Origin of the sequence: Polaribacter reichenbachii (genome assembly GCF_001975665.1) — a bacterium.
In the GTDB taxonomy this organism is placed as follows: Bacteria; Bacteroidota; Bacteroidia; order Flavobacteriales; family Flavobacteriaceae; genus Polaribacter; species Polaribacter reichenbachii.
Window position 1 is genome coordinate 3,139,394 of the sequence record NZ_CP019419.1, and the last position, 24,365, is coordinate 3,163,758.

Sequence of the window (24,365 nt, forward strand, 5' to 3'; positions counted from 1 at the left end):
AATGATGAATATCAAAAAGACAATTTTTTTAGTAGCATTATCAGGTGTGTTATTTTCTTCCTGTAACAATAATGATGGTGAAGATTTACCAAAAGGAGATTATGAAAACGGAATTTTAATAGCAAATGAAGGTGCTTTTTCTGGAGGAACAGGAACTATTAATTTTATTTCTGATGATTATTTAACAGAAGAATCTACTATTTATAGTTCTTTAAATGGAGAAAATATTGGTACAATTTTACAATCTATAGGTTTTAATGGAGATGATGCTTATTTAGTGGCAAATGTTGGTAATAAAATTTCTATAGCTGATAGATATACTATGGAAAAAATTACTGAAATATCTCAAGGTCTAAGTAATCCAAGGTATATTGCTTTTGCAAATGGTAAAGGATACGTTACAAATTGGGGAGAAGGTGGTGATGCTACAGATGATTATATTGCTGTTGTAGATTTAGCTTCTAACACAATTTCTACAACAATTTCTGTGGCAGAAGGTCCTGAACAAGTTATTGCAGATGGTAATACTATTTATGTTTCTCACAAAGGTGGTTGGGGTTCTGGTAATACAATTTCAGTAATTGATACAACTTCAGATTCTGTAATATCTACAATTACTGTTGGTAATGTGCCAGATGAAATGATAATTGATAATAGTGGGAATTTAGTAGTTTCTTGCGAAGGAAGTGCTTGGAGTACTCCAGAACTTTTAGGAAGTTTAGTAACTGTAAACACCAGTACAAATACTGTTAGTTCTACTATAGATTTTGCTTCAGGTTTTCATCCAGGAAATATGGTTTTGAGTGATGCTAATATTTATCTTTCTACTTCTTCTGATGTATATCAAATGAGTGAAAGTGCATCAGTAGTTCCTACTTCTTCAATTATTTCTACTACAGTTTATGGGATGTCTGTAAATGATGGTAAAATTTATGTTACAGATGCAAAGGATTATGCCTCAAATGGAACATTAAAAATATTTGATGCTTCTTCTTTTATTGAATTGAAGGAGTTTACAGTTGGTTTAATACCTGGTAAAGTTTATTTCAATTAATAGATAATTTCCCCCAATTTTATGAAGCTTTTGGCTTTATAAAAACTATCCTTCTTTTCGTTAAGAAGGATTTTTTTTGATTATAAAAGTTTTTTTACTTCATTTTTAATAAAAGAAATCGCTGTTTCAGTAGGTGGTAAGGTTTTAGAATAATCTATTAAAACGTTCTCTCTAAAATCATTGGCAGAGTTAGCAGTTTCTGCTGATTGCTGTAGCTTATTTATTATGGCTCTTTTTGTAGCAATAATTGCTGTCCAAACTTCATCAGAAATATAAATTTGTTGCACTAAATTATGCTCAAATTCTTGATCTATGTTTGCAATTAATAACTTTAAATAATCAGATGTGTTTTCTGATATTGGTTTAATTCTTACCAACATTTTTACAGGATTTATACGCTCGCAAAACAGTAACATTCTTTCGTAAGCTTGTAATTTAATTGGCAAAGATTCTTTCTTTTTCTCAGCCATTAATGCAAGTTTCTTTTCGGTATTTTGTTGTTTTAAAAAACCGTTAAACATATAATATGCAACAAAACCTGTAACTGCAGCAGGTAAAATATAAGCAATACTTTCTAAGATTTTATCTTCCATTATTTATATAAAATTTAAGAGGTACAAATATAAAATTCCTAAAAAGACAGCAAAACCAAAACTTAATAAAGTACCAATTAATATGTATTCTGTAAGTTTTCTGTCTTTAGATGATGTTAAATCGCCAAATCTAAAAACGGATTTAGCAGCCAATAAAAATCCAATACTTTCCCAATGATTGGTAATTACAAAAGTAAACACAAAAAGGCGTTCTAAAATCCCTATATATCTACCAGCTTTAGCTAAAGAATCATCATTTTCTTTTTTGCTCTCAGGGTTCCATTGCGTAATAATTATTTTAATAATAATTGCTGAAACAAACACAACCATCAAAATAAAAATCAATAATAATAACGTTTTTTCTGTGATAGTATTTTCTATGGATAATTGAAAATCTTCATAGAAAGATGCTGCAATCATCAGCATAAAAAGATGTAAAACTTGATCTATAAAAAACCAAATTCGTTTTGTTTTTTTCTTTTGAAGATATAATTTTAAAAGATCTATACTATAATGAGAAGCAATAATAAACAGAAAACCTAGCCAATATTGTTGTAGATCAAACAAAAGAATTATCAATAAAGATAAAGCGTGTAGAGCTATATGAAAATATAAGTATAAAGATTTTACTTTCTTTTTTTCTTTATCATTTACCCATTTTTCTGGTTGAAAAACAAAATCACCTAAAATATGTGCCAATAAGAACTTTAAAAATAGGAGCATTAGTTTACTGTTTTTTGATTGATTAATGTTCTGTATAGTTGCTCTAATTGTAAAATTTCATCCAAACCTGCTCTTTTTCTACGTTCGCTAGCACTACTTTCTGAGATGTTTAATTCTTTGGCAATTATTTTCTGAGTTACTGTTGGCTTATTTAAGTACATTTCTACAAAAGTGGCAGAATTTATAGTCCAATTGTCCATAGTTAATAAAGCTAAAGCTAAAGCAGTGTTTAAGATATTATCAAATTCAGGCCAAGGAGTTTTAAATGCTAGATTTTGTTTTTTTAGAATGTTGTCAAAAGCAAATCCGCTGTTTATAAAAGCTTCTCCATTTCCTTCTGTAATATTTTTAAAAGCTTCGTTTTTTGCTCCAATTCCAATAGCAATTCTAACATCTAAATTTTTAATTTTCTTTAAAGCTGTCTTTAATTTTATGGCAAATAATAAGGCGTTTTCTATCGAATTAATTTCTATTTGAAAACTGTCTCCTCTAAAAATTTCCCAAGTTTTTGGCGATGTTCCAACAGTATTAAATGCATCTTTTAAAATAGGTAACCACAGATGTGTAGCTACATTTCTAGAGTTTATAATATCGCCTGTTAAAATGCTTGTCATTGTAAATTTTTAGTAAAAATACTTTTTTTATTGTCAATTTCAAAATTATTCGGGTTTTAAGACGAATTTTAATAAATTCGGGTTTTAAGACGAATTCTAGTTAATTCGGGTTGTAGAACGAATATTTGTATAATAATTTGTGAATAAAAACTAACAAGGTTACTTTATAAAAACGAATAGTTTGGTTAATTTCACCTTTTTAAATTCTTTCAAAATTTACTATTGAATACCTATTTAAATACTTTAAACGAAGCACAAAAACAGGCTGTCTTACAAAAAGATGGCCCAATGATAATTATTGCAGGAGCAGGTTCTGGTAAAACACGTGTTTTAACCTACAGAATAGCGCATTTAATGCAATCTGGTGTAGATTCTTTTAACATTTTATCGCTAACTTTTACCAATAAAGCAGCTCGTGAAATGAAAGAAAGAATTGCAGGAGTTGTAGGCCAAAGTGAAGCAAAAAACCTTTGGATGGGAACTTTTCACTCGGTTTTTGCAAGAATTTTAAGATCAGAAGCAGACAAATTAGGTTTTCCAAGCAATTTTACAATTTACGATTCACAAGATTCAGTTCGATTAATATCAACAATTATTAAAGAAATGAATTTAGATAAAGAACGCTATAAACCAAAGCAGATTTTAGGACGAATTTCATCTTTCAAAAATAGCTTAATAACAGTTAGAGCGTATTTTAATAATTCTGATTTGCAAGAAGCAGATTTACACGCAAGCAGACCAAAAGTTGGTGATATTTATAAAGAATATGTAGACAGATGTTTTAAATCTGGTGCAATGGATTTTGATGATTTATTGTTAAGAACTAATGAATTGTTGGCGCGTTTTCCAGATGTTTTAGCAAAATATCAAGACAGATTTAGATATATTATGGTAGATGAGTATCAAGATACAAACCACTCACAATATATAATTGTAAGAGCTTTAGCAGATAAATTTGGTAATATTTGTGTGGTTGGTGACGATTCTCAGAGTATTTATAGTTTTAGGGGTGCAAATATTCAGAATATCTTAAATTTTCAAAAAGATTATCCAGATGTAAAAACCTTTAAATTAGAGCAAAATTATAGATCAACAAAAAATATTGTAAACGCAGCAAACTCTGTAATAGCAAGAAATAAAACCAAATTAGATAAAGAAGTTTGGACCTCTAATGATCCAGGAGATTCTATAAATGTAATGCGAACTATTTCTGATGGTGAAGAAGGGCGTTTTGTAGCACAATCCATTTGGGAAAACCAAATGAATCATCAATTAACATCAGATAATTTTTGTGTTTTATATAGAACAAATTCACAATCTAGAGCTATAGAAGATGCGTTAAGAAAGAAAAATATTGATTATAAAATTTATGGTGGAATCTCATTTTATCAAAGAAAAGAGATAAAAGATATTTTATCATATTTAAGAATTTTAATCAACCCAAATGATGAAGAAGCACTAAAAAGAATTATCAATTATCCTGCAAGAGGAATTGGAGCAACAACTATTGATAGACTTACTATAGCTGCAAATCATTATAAAAAATCAATTTTCGAAATCATAAAATATATTGATAAAATCGATATTAAAATAAATTCTAGCACCAAAAATAAACTACAGAATTTTATGAATATGATTTTGCGTTTTCAAATAGAATCGCAAACAAAAAATGCTTTTGAAATTGCAGAAACTGTTGTAAAAGAAACTAGATTAATTAAAGATTTAGAAAAAGATGGTACACCAGAAGCTGTAAGTAAAGTAGAAAACGTTCAAGAACTTTTAAACGGAATTAAAGATTTTATTACAGATAAAATAGAAGAAGGTGCAGATGCTTCTTTAACTACATTTTTAGAAGATGTTGCTTTGGCTACAGATTTCGATGCTAAAAAAGACGAAGAAAAACCAAGTGTTTCTTTAATGACCATTCATCAATCTAAAGGTTTAGAGTATTTATATGTGTACATTGTTGGTTTAGAAGAAAATTTATTTCCTTCTGCAATGAGTATGAATACTAGGAGTGAGCTAGAAGAGGAGCGTAGATTATTTTACGTAGCATTAACAAGAGCAGAAAAGGTTGCCTATTTAAGTTATGCTCAAACACGTTACAGATGGGGTAAATTAGTAGATGCAGAACCAAGTCGTTTTTTAGAAGAAATAGACGATCAATATTTACATTATATTACTCCAAAAGTACCAGAACCAAGTGTTAATCGTTTTGTTGATAAAAGTATTTTTGATGATGCACCAAAAGGTATACGCTTTCAAAAACCAATTCAACGTAAAAAAATGGAGCGTGATTTGGCCAAAAAGAAAGAAGTGATAATTCCTAAAAACTTAAAAAAAGTATCACAAGCTATACCAAAAACCAATTTATTTGATACTACAGTTGCAGTTGGCAATATTGTAGAACATAATAGATTTGGTGCAGGAGAAGTTATTGCATTAGAAGGTAAAGGACCAAATAAAAAAGCAGAAATTAAATTTAGCACGGTAGGTAAAAAGAAATTATTGCTACAATTTGCTAAATTAAAAGTGATTGGATAAAAAATCCGATTAGAAAACAAAAATAAAGTGTTATTTTGCAACATTAAATAACTACAAATTATAAATTGTCAGTTCAAGTGTATCGAATTTACTTCGGATAAACCAAGAACACACTTCACAAAAATAAATAAATGACATTCGATTTAGAATATAATTCAGAAAGAACATTAATGATAATTCCAGAATATGGTAGACATATTCAGAAATTGGTAAATCATTGTGTAGCTTTAGAAACCAAAGAAGAAAGAGATAAAATGGCAAAAGCCATTGTAGATGTTATGGGTAATTTACAACCACATTTACGAGATGTTCCAGATTTTAAACACAAATTATGGGATCAATTATATATAATGTCTGAGTTTAAGTTAGATGTAGAATCACCTTATCCACAGCCATCAAAAGAAGAATTACAAGAAAAACCAGAAGGTTTAGCTTATCCAAAATCAGCATCAAGATATCGTTATTATGGTAACAACATACAAACAATGATAGATGTTGCTTTAAGTTGGGAAGAAGGTGAGAAAAAGGAAGCTTTGGTGTTTACCATTGCAAATCATATGAAAAAATGTTATTTAAATTGGAATAAAGATACTGTAGATGACGCTGTGATTTTTAAACATTTATATGACTTATCTGATGGAAAAATAGATTTAAGAAATACAGAAGAAGAATTAACAGAAAGTAAAAATCTATTGAAAAAAAGGAATTCTCAAGGACAAAATCATTCTAAGAGCAATCATAAGAAACAACACCACAATCATAAAAACAGAAAAAGATATTAAGTAATGGCATCGTTTAAAATTGAAGGTGGTCATAAATTAAATGGAACCATCACTCCACAAGGAGCAAAAAATGAAGTTTTACAGATACTTTGTGCAGTTCTATTAACTCCAGAAAAAGTTACAGTTCATAATGTTCCAGATATTATTGATGTTAACAAACTAATTTTTATTTTAGGAGAATTAGGTGTTAAAGTAGAAAAATTAAGTAGTAATTCTTACGCTTTTCAAGCGGATGAAGTAAATTTAGGATATTTAGAATCTCCAGAATTTAAGAGAGATGGTAGCTCTTTACGTGGTTCTATTATGCTTGTAGGGCCAATGTTGGCAAGATTTGGTAAAGGATATATACCTAAACCTGGTGGAGATAAAATAGGTCGTAGAAGATTAGATACACATTTTGAAGGTTTTACAAATTTAGGTGCTTTTTTTAGATATAATAAAGAAGAATCTTTTTATGGAGTAGAAGCAGAAGAGTTATTTGGTACAGATATGTTATTAGATGAAGCCTCTGTAACTGGTACTGCTAATATTTTAATGGCTGCAGTTTTAGCAACAGGTACAACAACTATATATAATGCAGCTTGCGAACCTTATATTCAACAATTATGTAAAATGTTGAATTCTATGGGTGCAAACATAACAGGTGTTGGTTCTAACTTATTAACCATTATTGGTGTAGATACTTTAGGAGGGTGTGAGCATACAGTTTTACCAGATATGATTGAGATAGGTTCTTGGATTGGTGTTGCTGTAATGACACGTTCAGCATTAACAATAAAAAATGTTAGTTGGGAAAATTTAGGGCAAATACCAAATGTTTTTGCTAAATTAGGGATTGAATTCGAGAAAATAGGGGATGATATATTTATTCCAGAACAAGAATCATATGAAATTCAGAATTACATAGATGGTTCTGTTTTAACTGTTTCAGATGCTCCTTGGCCAGGTTTTACACCAGATTTATTGAGTATTGTTTTGGTTATTGCAACACAAGCAAAAGGTACAGTTTTAATACATCAAAAAATGTTTGAGAGTCGTTTGTTTTTTGTTGATAAATTAATTGATATGGGTGCTAAAGTTATTCTTTGCGATCCACATAGAGCAACTGTTATAGGCCAGAATTTTGAAAGTACATTAAAAGCAACAACTATGACTTCTCCAGATATTAGAGCTGGAATCTCATTATTAATTGCTGCCTTATCAGCAAAAGGAACATCAATAATTCATAATATTGAACAAATTGATAGAGGTTACGAAAATATAGAAGCGCGTTTAAAATCAATAGGCGCTAAAATTGAAAGAATTTAAAAATTGATATAAAATTTAATTGCTAGAAAAAGTTTCAAAAAAAATGAAAGTGAAAAAGTTTTATTATTAACTTAATTAAACTTTAAAAAAATGATTAGAAACTTATGGAAAGAAGAATGGAAAGACATTCAATTTGATGAAAAGATTTCGACGAAGAAGAAGTTTAAAATTTCTAATTATGGACGAATCATTAAATCGAGTAATGGAAAAGAAATTCTAAAAAGACAAACTTATATTAATGGGTATGAAACCATTTCTGTAAGACAAGTAGTAAACAAAAAATCTACAAGTAGGTATGTACATAAACTTGTGGCACAACATTTTTTACCCAAAGAAAATGATGACCAACTTTATGTAATCCATTTAGATTATGATAAAACAAATAATGTTTTAGAAAATTTAAAATGGGCTACAAAAAGAGAAAAAGAGTTGCATCAATTTAATCACCCAAATTGGGAGAATGTTGTTAAAAAAAGAAGTAAGAATATTGGTAAACTAACCGAAGGAAAGGTTAAAATTATTAAAAGGCAACTTAAAAATAATAGAACAAGAATTACTATGATCGCCAAACGTTTTGGTGTTTCAGATATGCAAATTCATAGAATAAAGACTGGTGAAAATTGGTCGCATATTAAAATTTAAGAATATTAAATAGTGTCAAATTGACACTATTTTTTTGTTGGCAACATTTTTGACAATAAATTGTGTACAATTTAACGATTACAAAGAAATGAGTAAGAAAGAAGATATAAAAGAAGAAGAAATTAGCAACGAGCAAGAAACTGCACAAGTAGAAGAAAATCAAGAAGTTGAAACAGAATCTGTAAAAGATGAGCCTACAACTGAAGAATTAGTTCAGGTAGAAAAAGATAAGTTTTTACGTCTTTTTGCTGAGTTTGAAAACTATAAAAAAAGAACAACTAGAGAAAGAATCGAATTATTTAAAACAGCAGGTCAGGAATTAATGACATCTTTACTGCCAGTTGTAGATGATTTTGAGCGTGCTTTGACACATATCGAAGAAGATAAAGAAGCAGAAGAGTTAAGAAAAGGTGTTTTATTAATCTATAATAAATTCTACAACACTTTAGAGCAAAAAGGTTTATCTAGAATAGAAACTAAAACTGGAGATACTTTTGATGCTGAAATTCACGAAGCAATTACACAAATTCCTGCTCCGTCAGAAGATTTAAAAGGAAAAATAATTGATTGTGTAGAAAAAGGTTACAAGTTAGGTGATAAAGTAATTCGTTACCCAAAAGTAGTAATAGGACAGTAATTAGTATTCAGTACACAGTAAGCAGTAGCCAGTAATTTACTGACTGCTCACTGAAAACTGCAAACTGCAAACTAAAAATAATGGCAAAACAAGATTTTTACGAAATATTAGGCATTTCTAAATCAGCTTCAAAAGCAGAAATTAAGAAGGCTTACAGAAAAATGGCAATAAAATATCATCCAGATAAAAACCCTGGAGATACTACAGCAGAAGAAAATTTTAAAAAAGCTGCAGAAGCTTACGAAATTTTGAGCGACGAAAACAAAAAAGCAAGATACGATCAATATGGTCACGCTGCTTTTGATGGTCCTCAAGGTGGAGGAGGCTTTGGAGGTGGTGGTATGAATATGGATGACATATTTAGCCAGTTTGGAGACATCTTTGGAGGCGGTGGTTTTGGCGGCTTTGGTGGTGGAGGCCAAAGACAAGCTAGAGTAAAAGGGAGCAATATGCGTATTCGTGTTAAGCTTACTTTAGAAGAGATTGCAAAAGGAGTTGAGAAAAAAGTAAAAGTTCGTAGAAAAGTACAAGCAAGTGGTGTAAAGTATAAAACTTGTACAACTTGTAATGGTTCTGGTCAAGTTATGAGAGTAACCAATACTATATTAGGTAGAATGCAAACTGCAACCACTTGTAGTACGTGTTCTGGAGCAGGAGAAATTATTAGCTCTAAACCAAATGGAGCAGATGCTCAAGGTATGGTTGTAAAAGAAGAAACTGTACCAATTAATATCCCTGCAGGTGTAACAGAAGGTGTACAATTAAAAGTAGGTGGTAAAGGAAACGATGCTCCTGGTAAAAATTCAATTTCGGGAGATTTATTAGTTTTAATAGAAGAAATACCGCACGAAACTTTAAAAAGAGAAGGTACTAACATTCATTACGATTTATATGTAAACTTTTCTGAAGCCGTTTTAGGAACAAGCAAAGAAGTAGAAACCGTAACAGGTAAAGTAAAAATTAAAATTGATGCAGGTACACAATCTGGAAAAATTTTAAGATTAAAGGGTAAAGGTTTACCAAGTATAGAACGTTATGGAACAGGAGATTTCTTAATTCATACCAATGTTTGGACACCTCAAGAATTGAATAAAGAACAGAAACAATTTTTCGAAAAAATGTTAGATGATGATAATTTTTCACCAAACCCTAACAAATCAGACAAATCATTTTTTGAGAAGGTAAAAGATATGTTTTCTTAAAAAAGTATTAAAAACAGAAAAAAAGACTGCAAATTTTATCAAAAATGTTTTTTTATAAAACTTTTTAGTATATATTTGTAATGTTGTTGAGAGATCAATAACACTTTTTCTTTTTCATAGCAATTTTTCCCACTCAAATTTTATTTGAGTGGGTTTTTTTATAAATTAAAAAGAAATACATTTGAAAAATATTTAGCAGACTTATCTTATCGTCCAGAATTTACTTCTGGGAGGAAAGTCCGGACACCAAAGAGTATTCATAGCGGATAACATCCGTCCAACGTAAGTTGAGGACAAGTGCAACAGAAAGCAAGTACAGTTAGGCTGTAGTGAAACCAGGTAAACTCTATGAGGTGCAATGTCATGTAAATTAGAGCTTGAGAGCTACTCGCTCGATTCTAAAGGGTAGGCAGATAGATTCTAAGAGTAATTTTAGAACTAGATAAATGATAAGAGCCTTTGTAAAAGGAACAGAATTCGGCTTATTAGTCTGCTTTATATTTTTTATTTATTTCACACCTTTCTTCCTAATTTGTTGAATTATATGTAGATATTAAAAAAATAGTTTTTTTTTATTCATTAATTATACCAATCTATTATTTATCTTTCAAATTCAATATTAATGCTGTAATTTTGCTTGCGTAGACCTATTATTATAATATAGTTTAACTACATATTCTAATCATTTAGATTAGTATCATAATTTTTAATAATATTAAGATAATAAGCTACAAAAAATAACCAAAAAGAATTCTATAATATATTTTATGAGCATTTACAACGATTACCTTAAGGAGATTGAAGAGAGAAAACAACAAGGCCTTCATCCTAAACCTATTGATGGTGCTGAATTGCTAAGCGCAATTATTACACAGATTAAAGATTTAAATAACGAACATAGAGATGATTCTCTTAATTTCTTTATTTATAATGTTTTACCAGGAACCACGAGTGCTGCAGTTGTAAAAGCAAAATTCTTAAAAGAAATTATTTTAGAACAAGAAGTTGTTAAAGAAATTACTCCAACTTTTGCTTTCGAACAATTATCACACATGAAAGGTGGTCCTTCTGTAGAAGTATTATTAGATATTGCTTTAGGAAGTGATGAAGCAAAAGCGAACCAAGCTGCAGAAGTTTTAAAAACACAGGTTTTTCTTTACGATGCAGATACAAATCGATTAGAAGAAGCATTTAATAATGGAAGCAAAATTGCAAGAGAACTTATAGAAAGTTATGCTAACGCAGAGTTTTTTACCAAACTACCAGAGATTGAAGAAGAAATAGAAATTGTAACTTTTGTTGCAGGAGTTGGTGATATTTCTACGGATTTATTATCTCCAGGAGCAGATGCGCATTCAAGATCAGATCGTGAGTTACATGGTCAATGTATGTTTGAGCATAATAAAGAAATGCAGAATGAATTATTAGCATTAAAAGAAAAGCATCCAAATAAACGTGTGATGTTAATTGCTGATAAAGGAACAATGGGAGTTGGTTCTTCAAGAATGTCTGGTGTAAATAATGTTGCATTATGGACAGGTATTTCTTCAAGCCCTTATGTACCATTTATTAATATTGCACCAGTAATTGCTGGTACAAATGGTATTGCCCCAATTTTCTTAACAACAGTTGGTGTAACTGGTGGTATTGGTATCGATTTAAAAAACTGGGTAAAGCAACAAGATGCTAAAGGAAATACTATTGTAGATGAAGATGGAGAGCCAATCTTAAAAGAAAAATATTCTGTTGCTACAGGTACAGTATTTACTATAAATACAAAAACTAAAGAATTATTAAAAGATGGAGAAGTAGTTAAAGATATTTCTACAGCTTTAACACCACCAAAAAAAGAATTTATTAAAGCAGGAGGTTCTTATGCTGTTGTTTTTGGTAAAAAATTACAAACATTTGCTTGTAAAGTTTTAGGAAAAGATGTTCCTCAAGTTTATGCAGTTGCAAAAGAAGTTTCTATAGAAGGTCAAGGTTTAACTGCTGTTGAGAAAATTTTCAACAGAAATGCTGTAGGAACTACTCCAGGAAAAACATTACATGCTGGTTCTAACGTAAGAGTAGAAGTAAACATTGTAGGTTCTCAAGATACTACAGGTTTAATGACTTCTCAAGAATTAGAGATGATGGCTGCAACAGTTATTTCTCCTATTGTAGATACTGGTTACCAATCAGGATGTCATACAGCTTCTGTTTGGGATGATAAGTCTAAAGCTAACATTCCAAGATTAATGAAGTTTATGAACGACTTTGGTTTAGTTACTGCACGTCATCCAGAAGGGAACTACCATGCAATGACAGATGTGATTCATAAAGTTTTAAATGATCTTGCTGTTGATGATTGGGATGTTATTATTGGTGGAGATTCACATACACGTATGGCAAAAGGAGTTGCTTTTGGTGCAGATTCAGGTACTGTTGCTTTAGCTTTAGCAACTGGTGAGGCTACAATGCCAATTCCAGAGTCTGTAAAGGTTACTTTTAAAGGTGAAATGAAGCCTTATATGGATTTTCGTGACGTGGTTCACGCTACGCAACAGCAGATGTTAGAGCAGTTTGATGGGGAAAATGTTTTTCAAGGTAAAATTATTGAAGTACATATTGGTACTTTAACTTCAGATCAAGCATTTACATTTACAGATTGGACTGCTGAAATGAAAGCAAAAGCATCTATTTGTATTTCTGAGGATGAAACTTTAATAGAATCATTAGAAATCTCTAGAGATCGTATTCAAATTATGATTGACAAGGGAATGGATAATCCTAAGCAAGATTTAAAAGGTTTAGTTGATAAAGCTAATACACGTATTATAGAAATTAAAACGGGTACAAAATCAGCATTAAAGCCAGATGCAGATGCTAAATATTATCAAGAAGTTGTTATTGACTTAGACAAGATTATTGAGCCAATGATTGCTGATCCAGATGTATATAATGAAGATGTTTCTAAACGTTACACTCACGATTGTATAAATCCATTATCTTTTTATGGAGGAGTTAAAAAAGTAGATTTAGGATTTATAGGATCTTGTATGATTCATAAAGGAGATATGCAAATTTTAGCTCAAATGTTAAAAAATATTGAAAAACAACAAGGTAAAGTTGTTTTTAATGCACCTTTAGTAGTTGCACCACCAACATATAATATTGTTGATGAGTTAAAAGCAGAAGGAGATTGGGATGTTTTAGTAAAATACTCAGGTTTTGAATTTGATGATAGTGCTCCAAAAGGTTTAGCACGTACAAAGTATGAGAATATGTTATACTTAGAGCGTCCTGGATGCAACTTATGTATGGGTAATCAAGAAAAAGCTGAAGCAGGAGATACTGTAATGGCTACTTCTACACGTTTATTCCAAGGAAGAGTTGTAAGAGATACTGATGAGAAAAAAGGAGAATCTTTATTATCTTCTACACCAGTAGTAGTATTATCTACAATATTAGGAAGAACTCCTACTATTGAAGAATATCAAGCTGCTGTAGACGGAATTGTTCTAACGAAGTTTAAGCCTTCTACTAAACAATTAGTAAACTAATAAGTAAGATTTTAAACTTAAATATTTTAAAAGCCTAAATCATCGATTTAGGCTTTTTTTTTGCATAAACCATTCCTATATTATAATCATTCTATTTTATACCTATCTTTTTTATAAAAACTCAATATTTTGTATCTTAGATTTTTAACAAACACAAAAACAAGAAATCTTATGGCATTTGATATTGATATGATTAAGCAGGTCTATGAAAGTATGACTGAAAGAGTTGATGCAGCTCGTAAAATTACTGGCAAACCATTAACCTTGTCAGAAAAGATCTTATATTCTCATTTATGGGAAGGTATGCCTACAAGTGCATTTACAAGGGGTAAAGATTATGTAGATTTTGCTCCAGATAGAATTGCTTGCCAAGATGCAACAGCACAAATGGCTTTGTTACAATTTATGCAAGCAGGTAAACCAAAAGTAGCTGTGCCAACAACTGTACATTGTGATCACTTAATTCAAGCAAAAGAAGGAGCAGCAAAAGATTTAAAACACGCAAATAGTACAAGTAGTGAAGTGTTTAATTTCTTAGAATCAGTTTCTAATAAATACGGAATTGGTTTTTGGAAACCAGGTGCAGGTATTATTCATCAAGTTGTTCTAGAAAACTATGCCTTTCCTGGAGGAATGATGATTGGTACAGATTCACATACTGTAAATGCTGGTGGTTTAGGAATGGTGGCTATTGGCGTTGGTGGTGCAGATGCTGTAGATGTTATGGCTGGTATGGCTTGGGAATTAAAATTCCCAAAATTAATTGGTGTAAAATTAACAGGTAAACTGTCTGGATGGACCGCTCCAAAAGATGTAATTCTTAAAGTTGCAGACATTTTAACGGTAAAAGGTGGTACAGGTGCAATTGTAGAATATTTTGGACCTGGTGCAACATCAATGTCTTGTACAGGTAAAGGTACAATTTGTAATATGGGAGCAGAAATTGGTGCAACAACATCAACCTTTGGTTATGATGATTCTATGGAACGTTACTTACGTGCAACTGATAGAGCAGATGTTGCTGATGCTGCAAATACAATAAAAGATTATTTAACTGCAGATGCAGAAGTTTATGAAAGCCCAGAAGAATATTTTGATCAGGTTATCGAAATTAATTTATCAGAATTAGGGCCATTATTAAACGGACCTTTTACACCAGATTTATCTACAACAGTGGGTTCTGCTATGACAAAAAAAGCAAATGCTAATGATTGGCCTTTAACTGTAGAATGGGGATTAATTGGTTCTTGTACAAATTCATCTTACGAAGATTTATCAAGAGCATCATCCATAGCACAACAAGCCATTGATAAAGGTTTAAAAACAAAAGCTGAATTTGGTATTAATCCAGGTTCTGAACAAGTAAGATATACTGCAGAGAGAGACGGAATTCTTCAAATTTTTGAGAATTTGGATGCAAAAATTTTTACGAATGCTTGTGGACCTTGTATTGGTCAATGGGCAAGATATTCAGATCCTAAAAATGCACCTAAAAATAGTATTGTGCATTCATTTAATAGAAACTTTGCGAAAAGAGCAGATGGTAATCCTAATACACACGCTTTTGTTGCATCACCAGAAATTACAGCAGCAATTGCAATAGCAGGCCGTTTAGATTTTAATCCGTTAAAAGATAAATTGATTAATGAAGATGGTGAAGAAGTTATGTTTGATGAACCTACTGGATGGGAACTACCACCAAAAGGTTTTGAGGTAAAAGAAAATGGTTATTTAGCGCCAGATAAAGATGGAAGTGGAGTAGTAGTTTCTGTTAAAGATGATTCTGAAAGACTACAATTATTAACACCTTTTACACCTTTAGGAGATTCTATTACAGGTGCTAAATTGTTAATTAAAGCTTTTGGGAAATGTACAACAGATCATATTTCTATGGCTGGACCTTGGTTACGTTTTAGAGGTCATTTAGATAATATTGCTAATAATACGTTAATTGGTGCTGTGAACGCGTACAACAAAAAAACAAACTTTGTTAAAAATCAATTAACAGGTGAGTATGATGCAGTGCCGGCTGTACAAAGAGAATACAAAAAAGCCGGAATTAAAACAATAGTTGTTGGTGATCATAATTATGGTGAAGGTTCTTCTAGAGAGCACGCAGCTATGCAACCAAGACATTTAGGTGTTGCCGCTGTAATTGTAAAATCTTTTGCAAGAATACACGAAACAAACCTTAAAAAACAAGGTATGTTAGGTTTAACTTTTGATAATGAAGCTGATTACGATTTAATTTTAGAAGATGATACATTCAACTTTACAGATTTAAATGAATTTGCTCCAGACAAACAATTAACTTTAGAAATTGTTCATACAGATGGAAGTACAGATACTATTAAATTGAATCATACTTACAACAAAGCTCAAATTGATTGGTATAAAGAAGGTTCTGCATTAAACTTAATTAAAAAGCAAAACGCATAAATTATACTTAAAAGTAGATATTTATTTAACTCTTGAAGAAATTCAAGAGTTTTTTTGTAAGTATTTGTTAGTTTTTAAGACTTTTTTAACAATCACCTAAAAGTTTTAAATATGAATAATCTATGGTTTTTTGATAATGTTAATTTATTCAATCTTCTATGTCCGCATAAGTTTAAAGACTATAAAGCATGCCATAATTTTGATCTTTATAAAAAAAGCGATTATGTTTATTTTGAACAAGATGCTGCAAATAAAATTTATTTAATCGAAAATGGTAAAATAAAAATTGGTTATTATACTGAACAAGGAACAGAGGTTGTTAAAGCTATTTTATCTAAAGGAGAATTATTTGGCGAAAAAGCAATTTTAGGTGAAGAAAAAAGAAATGAATTTGCTCAATCTATAGATAATACAACTTCAATATGTCCTGTAGGTATAGATACCATGCACGATTTAATGCGTGATAATAGAACATTCAGTTTAAAAATATATAAATTTTTAGGTTTGCGTATTAAAAAGTTAGAAAGAAGGTTACAATTAATTTTATTTAAAGACACTAAAACTCGTTTTTTAGAATTTATGAAAGAATTGTGTGAGGATTATGGTTACGATTGCGATAAATCTGGAGACAAAGTTATTCAACATCCTTATACACAGAAAGATATTGCCTCGTTAATTGGTACATCAAGATCAAATTTAAATGTGTTGATGAATGAGTTAAAAGAGGAAAACATCATTAAATTTAATAGAAAAGAAATAAGATTATTACATAAAATGGCGAAAACGTTCGCTAGCTAACATTTTAAGAGAATTCATCAATTTAATTTTGTTGTTATTAATATAAAACAATAAAAAGATGAAAAAAATATTAAAATTAGTTTACGTATGTGCAGTGTTATTTTTTCTTGCTTCGTGCGATGATGAAAATGAAATTATACCAACTACAGGAAATTTAACTATAGACTTAACAGGTTTAGAAGAATTAGGAACAGACTATGTTTATGAAGGTTGGTTAATTGTTAACGGAACTCCTGTAAGCACTGGTACTTTTACAAGTATTGTTTTTCCGCAAACTTTTACAGTTGGTATAGATAATTTAAATACTGCTACACAATTTGTACTATCTATAGAACCTGAAGGTGAAACAGGTACAGCAGCAGCAACCCCAGCAGCAACTAAATTATTAGCAGGTGATTTTTCTGGTAATTCTGCAAATGTAACATCAACAGGAATTGTAGGAGATTTTTCTAATTCTTGGGGAAAATATATTTTAGCAACTCCAACAGATGATGATAATTCTAATGAAGAAAGTGGTATTTGGTTTTTAGATAATTCATCAGGTAATGCAGAAGTTGGTTTAAGTTTACCAACTTTAACTGATGGATGGAAATATGAAGGTTGGGTAGTTTTAAACGGAACTCCGGTAAGTACAGGTACATTTTTAGATCCTGCAAGTGCAGATGATAATGCTGCAACTTCGCCTTATAAAGGTAGTTTAAACAATGGTCCTGCTTTTCCAGGAGAAGATTATGTAATGGGTTCTGCTGCTGGTGTAGATTTTCCTACGGATTTAAAAGATGCAACTATCGTAATATCTGTAGAACCTTATCCAGATAATAGTGCTGCGCCTTTTACATTAAAACCTTTGGCAAATGTAGTTCCAGCATCAGCAATGAATCACAGTGTTTTAAGTTTAGAAGCTGGACCTATATCAGTTTTAACAGGTACAGTTTCAAGATAAATCTAATAATAAATCAATATTTTCAAAAGGAAGCTAATCAGCTTCCTTTTTTTGTGTTTTTAAAGCAAATAATCCTAAAATAGGACCTAAGGCTAAAATCATAAAAATATAATTTGAATTTGTTATTGCTTTTAAACTATCAATAGAAAGAATACTGATGATTGTTATAGAATAACCAATACAATTTACAATGGTTAAGGCTGTCCCTTTGTCTTTTACAGGGGCATTTTGTGCGACTAAAGTTGAAAACAAAGGAGAATCTGCGATAACAACCATTCCCCAAAAAATTAAAAAGCCGATAAATAGATATTCATTTGAAACTTGAAAAGCAAAAGGAGAAATTAAACAACAAAAACAAGAAATTAATAGGAAGTTAAAAGCAGTTTTTTGAACTCCTATTTTTTCTGATATATAACCTCCGAAAACACAAGAAAACCCTCCAAAAGCTATAATTATAAAAGATAAAATAGGAATATTAAATTTTATTTCTGGATGCAAATCTTTATAAATACTTAATAAAACAGGTACAAAAGCCCAAAATGTATACAATTCCCACATATGACCAAAATAACCAAATGCTGCTTTTTTAAAATTATCATTTTTAAAAACTGTATAACAAGCTGATAAATTTAAAGTTTTACTGGCTTTTCTGTAAGGGCCATTTTTAACAAATAAAAGCATAATTAACCCTCCAAAACTTGCTAATGCAGATGTAGAGATTAAAACAATTTTCCAAGAATAATCAACCAAAACATCTTTTAATAAATGAGGTAGAGCAGTACCTATAACTAAAGCTCCAACTAAATATCCCAGAGATTTTCCTAAACCTTTGTTGTAATAATCTGTAGCAATTTTCATACCAACAGGATATATCCCTGCTAAGAAAAACCCTGTAAAAAAACGTAAACTCATTAAACTAAATAAAGTTTGATTATTTAAAATACAAGCAAAGTTAAAAACAGATCCTAAAATTGCACTGAAAAAAAAAACTTTAGAAGGCGAAAAACGATCTGCAATTGTAAATAACGCAAAGAGTAAAGTACCACCAATAAAGCCAAATTGAACAGCAGATGTTAAATAACCTAATGCGTTTTCTTGTAAATTAAATGTTTCTACAAGGCTATTCATTACTGCATTACCTGCAAACCATAAAGAGGTACAGCAAAATTGAGAAATTACAATAACAAATAAAATGTGTTTTGGTATTTTCATTAAACCTTTTATTTTAAGAGTTCTAATGTACTAAGATGTAAATCTTCTTTATCAAATGAATAAATAGGGTCTCTTTCATATACAGATATTTTTTTTATGCTTTGTACGCTAAAAAAAAGAGTACCAGATTCATCATCATCTTTATATAATTGAAATTTATCATTATCATTAAAATATCTAATTTCACTTACTTTAAAAATATCATTTATATTTTTGGTCTCTAAATTATCTAATATAGATTTATTAATTTTTCCATATAAATAGCTCAGAGTAGTATCTTTTTTCATAATGGTTTCAAGCTCAATGTAAACCCAAGAAGTTTCTTTTTTTGTAGGTGTTGTTCTTTTTATTAATTCGCCACAAGAACTTAAAAATAATATTATAGAAAAGATTATAAAATAAATTTTTCTGATATTCATTGTTATATTTTTACAACTAATATAACTTAAAATTAAATATGGTCTCCTAAAAACTTTTGGAATTTAGAAGGGTTTCCATCAGCATAAATCATACCTGCATCTGAAATGTCTGCTTTTTTTTCTTTATGTTTTTTAATAGACTTCCAAATCCAAGCAATATTATTATTTTTATGATCTCTTAACCAGTTCCAAACTGTCCAATCGTGGTTAGAACTCCAACCATCATTGGGTAAATTCTTTTTATTTTGATCTTTTATCCTCTTAAATTTTATACGATTTCCACTTAAATTTAAAACTTGATCTAATTTACGATAGTAAAGAAATGGCAAGTTTATTAAATATTTCTATAAGTAGTGTGCACACTTCTAGACACAGAATTCGTAAAAAATGTAACTTCATAGAGATGAATATTAACTCAATAATATATAAATTCAAATATCAATTGTATATTTGGTTTAATGAAAAAAGTTAAAATTATAGAATGTCCAAGAGATGCAATGCAAGGTATAAAATCGCATTTTATTTCAACAGAAAAAAAGGCATTGTATATCAATTCTTTATTAAAAGTTGGTTTCGATACAATTGATTTTGGCAGTTTTGTATCGCCAAAGGCAATTCCGCAAATGCGTGATACAGCAGCAGTTTTATCAAAATTAGACTTATCAAAAACGAATAGTAAACTATTAGCTATTATTGCTAATGTTAGAGGTGCAAATGATGCTTCTAAATTCGAAGAAATCGATTATTTAGGCTATCCTTTTTCTATATCAGAAAATTTTCAAATGCGAAATACGCACAAAACAATTGATGAATCTATAGCAACTTTAAACGAAATTTTAAATATCGCAGATAAATCGAATAAAGAAGTTGTTGCATACTTATCTATGGGGTTTGGTAATCCTTATGGAGATCCTTGGAATGTAGAAATAGTAGGAGAGTGGACAGAAAAATTGTCTAAAATGGGTGTGAAAATTTTATCACTCTCGGATACAATTGGTAGCTCAACTCCAGATGTAATAGATTATTTGTTCTCTAATTTAATTAAAGAGTATCCTGAAATAGAATTTGGTGCGCATTTGCATACAACTCCAGACAAATGGTTCGAAAAAGTTAATGCGGCTTATAAAGCTGGTTGTTTACGTTTTGATGGTGCAATGAAAGGTTATGGAGGTTGCCCAATGGCTAAAGATGAATTAACAGGGAATATGCCAACTGAAAAATTATTGAGCTATTTTACTGCAGAAAAAGCTGATACAAATATAAGACCAATGAGTTTTGAAAGTGCTTATAATAAGGCATTGGAAGTTTTTAAACATTAATAATAAACATTTTTGAGGATGAAAATCTTTTAATTATAAAAAGGTAAATATTTAAATAGCTTCTATTTTTTGTATTCTAAAGCAACTTTATAAAAAAAGGACATAAAAAAAGCCTTACAATTAAAGTAAGGCTTTTTTTATTTTTATAAGATTCTATCTTTCTCTACGTCTTCGACCAAAACCTCCAGATTTTCTATCGCCTGAATTTTTAGGTCTGTCAGAAGAACGCCTGTCAGTTCTTTTTCTTCCTCCATCATCACTACTTCCTCTAGATGAATTTTCAGAACTTCTTCTTCTTCCAAAACCACCATCTTTTTTACCAAAAGGTTTTTTACCACCTCTTCTTCCTCCACCTGAACGTTCTTTTTTCGTAATTTCTACGTTAACAGAGCGTCCATCAAAATCTGGTTGATTACTAGAAAATGCTTCTAATGTTTTGTCTTCGAAGTTTTTATCAATCTCAAAGAAAGAGAAGGTATCTAAAATATCTATTGCACCAATTTCAATTTTATCACCAATTTCTTGGTCATTGATTAAACCGATTAATTTTGCAGGGTTTAAGCTGTCTTTTCTACCAATATTGATAAAAAAGCGAGTCATATTATCTGCAGTAGATCTTTTTCTTGAAGTTTCTCTACCTAAATCATTTAAATCTTTAGCGTTTTCGTAATACGCTAACATTGAGTTAAATTCTAAAGAAACGAATTTTTGGATTAATTCTTCTCTATCTAAATCAGCTAATTTATCATAAATACTAGGTAAAAATTCATTGATTTCAGATTCGTTAACTTCAGTTTTTTGAACCTTATCAATTAAATTCATTAATTGATTTTGTACAATTTCTTTACCTGTAGGTACTTTACCTTCTACAAATTTCTTTTTAATGATTCTTTCAATAACACGTAGTTTCCCTTTTTCTTTTCCGTTAACTAATACTATTGATATACCTTTATTACCAGCTCTACCAGTTCTACCACTTCTGTGTGTGTAGTTTTCTATTTGATCTGGTAATTTATGATTGATTACGTGCGTTAATTCGGTTACATCTAAACCACGGGCAGCAACATCTGTAGCTACTAAAATCTGAATTGTTTTTTTACGGAATTTCCCCATTACAGAATCTCTCTGTGCTTGAGATAGATCTCCATGTAAAGAATCTGCGTTATAACCGTCTTTTATTAAATTGTCTGCAACTTCTTGTGTTTCTCTACGAGTTCTACAAAAGATAATTGCATAAATATCTGGATTTAAATCTGCTATTCTTTTTAAAGCTGGGTAACGAGTTCTTTCTGTAACTGCATAGTATTCGTGCTCTACATTCTCTGAACCAGAATTTTTTTCACCAGAAGTAACTTCAACTGGTTTTGTCATATAGTTTCTTGCAATTGCTTCTACTTCTCTAGGAAATGTTGCAGAAAATAATAAGGTTTGTTTTGTTTCTGGGGTTGCTTCTAGAACTTTATCTAATTCTTCTTTAAAACCCATATTTAACATTTCATCAGCTTCATCTAAAACAAGCCACTGAACGTTTCCTAATTTTAAAGCTCTTCTGTTAATTAAATCTACAGTTCTACCTGGAGTACCAACTACAATTTGAGATCCTTTTTTTAAAGAACGAATCTGCTCTTCCATACTAGAACCACCATAAACAGTAGTTACTTTAACGTTTTTCTGGTATTTAGAAAAATCTTTAATGTTGTTACCAATTTGCACTGCTAATTCTCTCGTTGGTGATAAAATAATAGCTTGAACATTGCTATTGTTTTCATCTAAAAGTTCTAAAATTGGTAAACTAAAGGCAGCAGTTTTACCTGTACCAGTTTGTGCAAAAGCCTTTAAATCGTCTGTAGATGCAATTATTTGAGGTATTGCTTTTTCTTGAATAACAGTAGGTTTTTCGTAACCTAAATCTATTAATGCTTTACTTATAGGCTCTTTTAAGCCTAATTCTAAAAATGTTGACATGTCTGTGTTTTTGTAGATTCACAGAACGCCCACCTGTAAATCAAATTATAAATTATCGACTTGATTTTTTATTGAGTTGTACTCAAAATTAAAATCGTGCAAAGATACTGTAATTTAAATAGATAACTAATATTTAATTGATTAATTAGTTTTTACTTAATTCTTCTAGGTAAGGATTAAGGTTTTTAGAAGCTATAGAACCATAGCCATTAATAACTTTACCGCGTTTATTGATTAAAATAGAACGAGGCATTTTACTTGTTAAAAATTGATGAGCTTCGCTACTTTTATCCAGATAAAATTGGTTTTTTATATCTAATTTCTGAATTCTTTCTCCTTTATTACCATCAATCATTACCTGTATAAATTGAATATTTGGGTAATTTTTAGACAAAAATATTATTCTAGTTTCTATATATGACCTTGAAACATACTCAGGACTCCAAAAGAATAATAAAGTATTTTTGCCTTTAATAATATCATAAACTTTATGCTTAGCATCAGAATAATTGGTAATATTAAAATTAGGCAATTGATCGTTTGCTGTAATTAATTTTGTGTCGTTTACTAAATTTTTTAGCAACATTTTATCTTCATCATTTGTACTTAATTTAAAATAAGTATCAAAAGCTTTGGCATTAATATCGCAACTCGATTTATTGTAAAAATGACTAATAATTGTTTGCCTTAAAAATGCGTTTTTAGATCTACTTGTAATAATTTCCTTATCAATTATATTTAATAAATCTACTGTAAACTCAGAAGAATACTTATTTTTCATTGGTGGATGACCCAAGGCATAGGTTTTATTATATAAATAATTTCTAATATATCTAGAATAAGGTGGATAATACATTAAAGAATCTTTATTGATAGAAATATTGTTTCTATAATTATAAAAATTACTGCTTAAACTAGGGAAATTTCCATCCGTAGTATATTTAGTATGCATTAAAGGATATCTTTCAATTCTAGAATAAATAGGAAAAGTTAATGCTGTTTTTAAGGCTTGTTTAAAACCAATTGTTTCTTTCGGGTGCTGATCTATATACTCATTAAATCGGTTTAATTTTATATTGATTACAGAATCTGCTTTTTGTTTAAATTCAGTTGGTGAAAGTCTGTTATATTTGTAAAATAAATTTTGATCATTTTCACCTTCTAAAAAACAGTCAATCAGTACATTATTTCTTTCAGCTCCTTTACCTGCAAAGACCAAAGATTCATCAAAATCCCAAGTGTTTAAGCGAATCATAACACTATCAGCAACTTCTAAATAAATATGCTGTTTTTCGTTACCGTGATAAAAATAATACAAACCTTCGTTTGCATTTTTTATCTCACCAATAAATTTGTTTTTAGAATCTAAAAGAAAAGTGTCGATAACTTTATCCATAGAATGTAAGACAATATGATTGGTTTTAGGATTTATAATTTTACCACCAAAATATGTAGTTGTGCTTTTTTTGTCTGAATTACAGCTAAATAGGGTGATTAAATATGAAATTTGTAGTAAAAGGATTATCTTTTTTGTCATATATTATTCTAGCAATTACGCTCAACAAATTTAACCATACATAAGTGTTGTGTCTGTTAATACGTTGTTAAAAATATTTACAATATATT

At 30.0% G+C, this 24,365-nt stretch carries 20 protein-coding genes and 1 other RNA gene; 13 read left to right on the forward strand and 8 right to left on the reverse strand.

The window, feature by feature from the left end:
• The first annotated feature begins 1 nt into the window (after position 1).
• Positions 2-1,054, forward strand: a complete 1,053-nt coding sequence (locus BW723_RS13355) for a YncE family protein (RefSeq protein ID WP_083139734.1) — start codon at positions 2-4, stop codon at positions 1,052-1,054.
• 80 nt (positions 1,055-1,134) lie between these two features.
• On the opposite strand, the gene BW723_RS13360 is transcribed toward BW723_RS13355, so the two are convergent.
• From BW723_RS13360 to BW723_RS13370, 3 genes are read right to left on the reverse strand one after another with little or no spacing between them, the layout of a single operon-like run.
• Positions 1,135-1,647, reverse strand: coding sequence for a DUF7935 family protein (locus tag BW723_RS13360; RefSeq protein WP_068360111.1), 513 nt, complete (start codon positions 1,645-1,647; stop codon positions 1,135-1,137).
• A gap of 3 nt (positions 1,648-1,650) precedes the next feature.
• Positions 1,651-2,370, reverse strand: a complete 720-nt coding sequence (locus tag BW723_RS13365) for a DUF3307 domain-containing protein (protein ID WP_068360109.1) — start codon at positions 2,368-2,370, stop codon at positions 1,651-1,653.
• Complete coding sequence (locus BW723_RS13370) at positions 2,370-2,984, reverse strand: transcriptional regulator (RefSeq protein WP_068360107.1); 615 nt, start codon at positions 2,982-2,984, stop codon at positions 2,370-2,372. Before BW723_RS13370 ends, BW723_RS13365 begins: the two co-directional genes overlap by 1 nt.
• A gap of 222 nt (positions 2,985-3,206) precedes the next feature.
• Between BW723_RS13370 and BW723_RS13375 the strand changes: the two genes are divergently transcribed.
• The 11 genes from BW723_RS13375 (at position 3,207) to BW723_RS13425 (ending at position 17,824) form a co-directional block, all read left to right on the forward strand.
• The gene (locus BW723_RS13375; RefSeq protein ID WP_068360106.1) at positions 3,207-5,528 is read left to right on the forward strand and encodes an ATP-dependent helicase; all 2,322 of its coding nucleotides are present in this window, start codon (positions 3,207-3,209) and stop codon (positions 5,526-5,528) included.
• Positions 5,529-5,659: 131 nt separating this feature from the next.
• Positions 5,660-6,310 (forward strand): DUF4290 domain-containing protein, encoded by a 651-nt coding sequence (locus BW723_RS13380; RefSeq protein WP_068360104.1) that lies wholly within the window; start codon positions 5,660-5,662, stop codon positions 6,308-6,310.
• A 3-nt stretch (positions 6,311-6,313) separates the two neighbouring features.
• Entirely contained in the window at positions 6,314-7,618 is a 1,305-nt protein-coding gene (gene murA, locus BW723_RS13385) for a UDP-N-acetylglucosamine 1-carboxyvinyltransferase (RefSeq protein WP_068360103.1), read from the forward strand.
• Positions 7,619-7,708: 90 nt separating this feature from the next.
• Positions 7,709-8,260, forward strand: coding sequence for an HNH endonuclease (locus tag BW723_RS13390; RefSeq protein WP_068360102.1), 552 nt, complete (start codon positions 7,709-7,711; stop codon positions 8,258-8,260).
• A gap of 88 nt (positions 8,261-8,348) precedes the next feature.
• Positions 8,349-8,897: a nucleotide exchange factor GrpE gene (locus BW723_RS13395; protein ID WP_068360140.1), complete on the forward strand. Its 549-nt coding sequence runs from the start codon at positions 8,349-8,351 to the stop codon at positions 8,895-8,897.
• A gap of 80 nt (positions 8,898-8,977) precedes the next feature.
• Positions 8,978-10,099, forward strand: a complete 1,122-nt coding sequence (gene dnaJ / locus BW723_RS13400) for a molecular chaperone DnaJ (RefSeq protein WP_068360100.1) — start codon at positions 8,978-8,980, stop codon at positions 10,097-10,099.
• Positions 10,100-10,291: 192 nt separating this feature from the next.
• Positions 10,292-10,600: RNase P RNA component class A (rnpB, locus tag BW723_RS13405), an RNA gene on the forward strand.
• Positions 10,601-10,866: 266 nt separating this feature from the next.
• Complete coding sequence (locus BW723_RS13410) at positions 10,867-13,644, forward strand: bifunctional aconitate hydratase 2/2-methylisocitrate dehydratase (protein WP_068360099.1); 2,778 nt, start codon at positions 10,867-10,869, stop codon at positions 13,642-13,644.
• A gap of 171 nt (positions 13,645-13,815) precedes the next feature.
• Positions 13,816-16,083, forward strand: coding sequence for an aconitate hydratase (locus tag BW723_RS13415; protein ID WP_068360098.1), 2,268 nt, complete (start codon positions 13,816-13,818; stop codon positions 16,081-16,083).
• Between the two features lie 111 nt (positions 16,084-16,194).
• The gene (locus BW723_RS13420; protein WP_068360097.1) at positions 16,195-16,881 is read left to right on the forward strand and encodes a Crp/Fnr family transcriptional regulator; all 687 of its coding nucleotides are present in this window, start codon (positions 16,195-16,197) and stop codon (positions 16,879-16,881) included.
• Positions 16,882-16,939: 58 nt separating this feature from the next.
• Entirely contained in the window at positions 16,940-17,824 is an 885-nt protein-coding gene (locus BW723_RS13425) for an anti-sigma factor (protein ID WP_068360096.1), read from the forward strand.
• Between the two features lie 33 nt (positions 17,825-17,857).
• Here BW723_RS13425 and BW723_RS13430 read toward each other — a convergent pair whose 3' ends face one another.
• Genes BW723_RS13430 through BW723_RS13440 form a run of 3 tightly spaced genes read right to left on the reverse strand, consistent with a single transcriptional unit; the run spans position 17,858 to position 19,784 of the window.
• Positions 17,858-19,036: an MFS transporter gene (locus BW723_RS13430; RefSeq protein ID WP_068360095.1), complete on the reverse strand. Its 1,179-nt coding sequence runs from the start codon at positions 19,034-19,036 to the stop codon at positions 17,858-17,860.
• Between the two features lie 8 nt (positions 19,037-19,044).
• Entirely contained in the window at positions 19,045-19,455 is a 411-nt protein-coding gene (locus tag BW723_RS13435; protein ID WP_068360093.1) for a hypothetical protein, read from the reverse strand.
• Positions 19,456-19,487: 32 nt separating this feature from the next.
• Positions 19,488-19,784, reverse strand: a complete 297-nt coding sequence (locus tag BW723_RS13440; RefSeq protein WP_068360091.1) for a hypothetical protein — start codon at positions 19,782-19,784, stop codon at positions 19,488-19,490.
• A gap of 129 nt (positions 19,785-19,913) precedes the next feature.
• Here BW723_RS13440 and BW723_RS13445 point away from each other — a divergent pair, with 129 nt between their 5' ends.
• The gene (locus BW723_RS13445) at positions 19,914-20,774 is read left to right on the forward strand and encodes a hydroxymethylglutaryl-CoA lyase (RefSeq protein ID WP_068360089.1); all 861 of its coding nucleotides are present in this window, start codon (positions 19,914-19,916) and stop codon (positions 20,772-20,774) included.
• A gap of 153 nt (positions 20,775-20,927) precedes the next feature.
• On the opposite strand, the gene BW723_RS13450 is transcribed toward BW723_RS13445, so the two are convergent.
• Positions 20,928-22,739 carry a DEAD/DEAH box helicase gene (locus tag BW723_RS13450; RefSeq protein ID WP_068360087.1) on the reverse strand — a complete coding sequence of 604 codons (1,812 nt, stop codon included), beginning with the start codon at positions 22,737-22,739 and terminating at the stop codon, positions 20,928-20,930.
• A 145-nt stretch (positions 22,740-22,884) separates the two neighbouring features.
• Positions 22,885-24,276 (reverse strand): TlpA family protein disulfide reductase, encoded by a 1,392-nt coding sequence (locus BW723_RS13455; protein WP_068360084.1) that lies wholly within the window; start codon positions 24,274-24,276, stop codon positions 22,885-22,887.
• Positions 24,277-24,365: the final 89 nt, after the last annotated feature.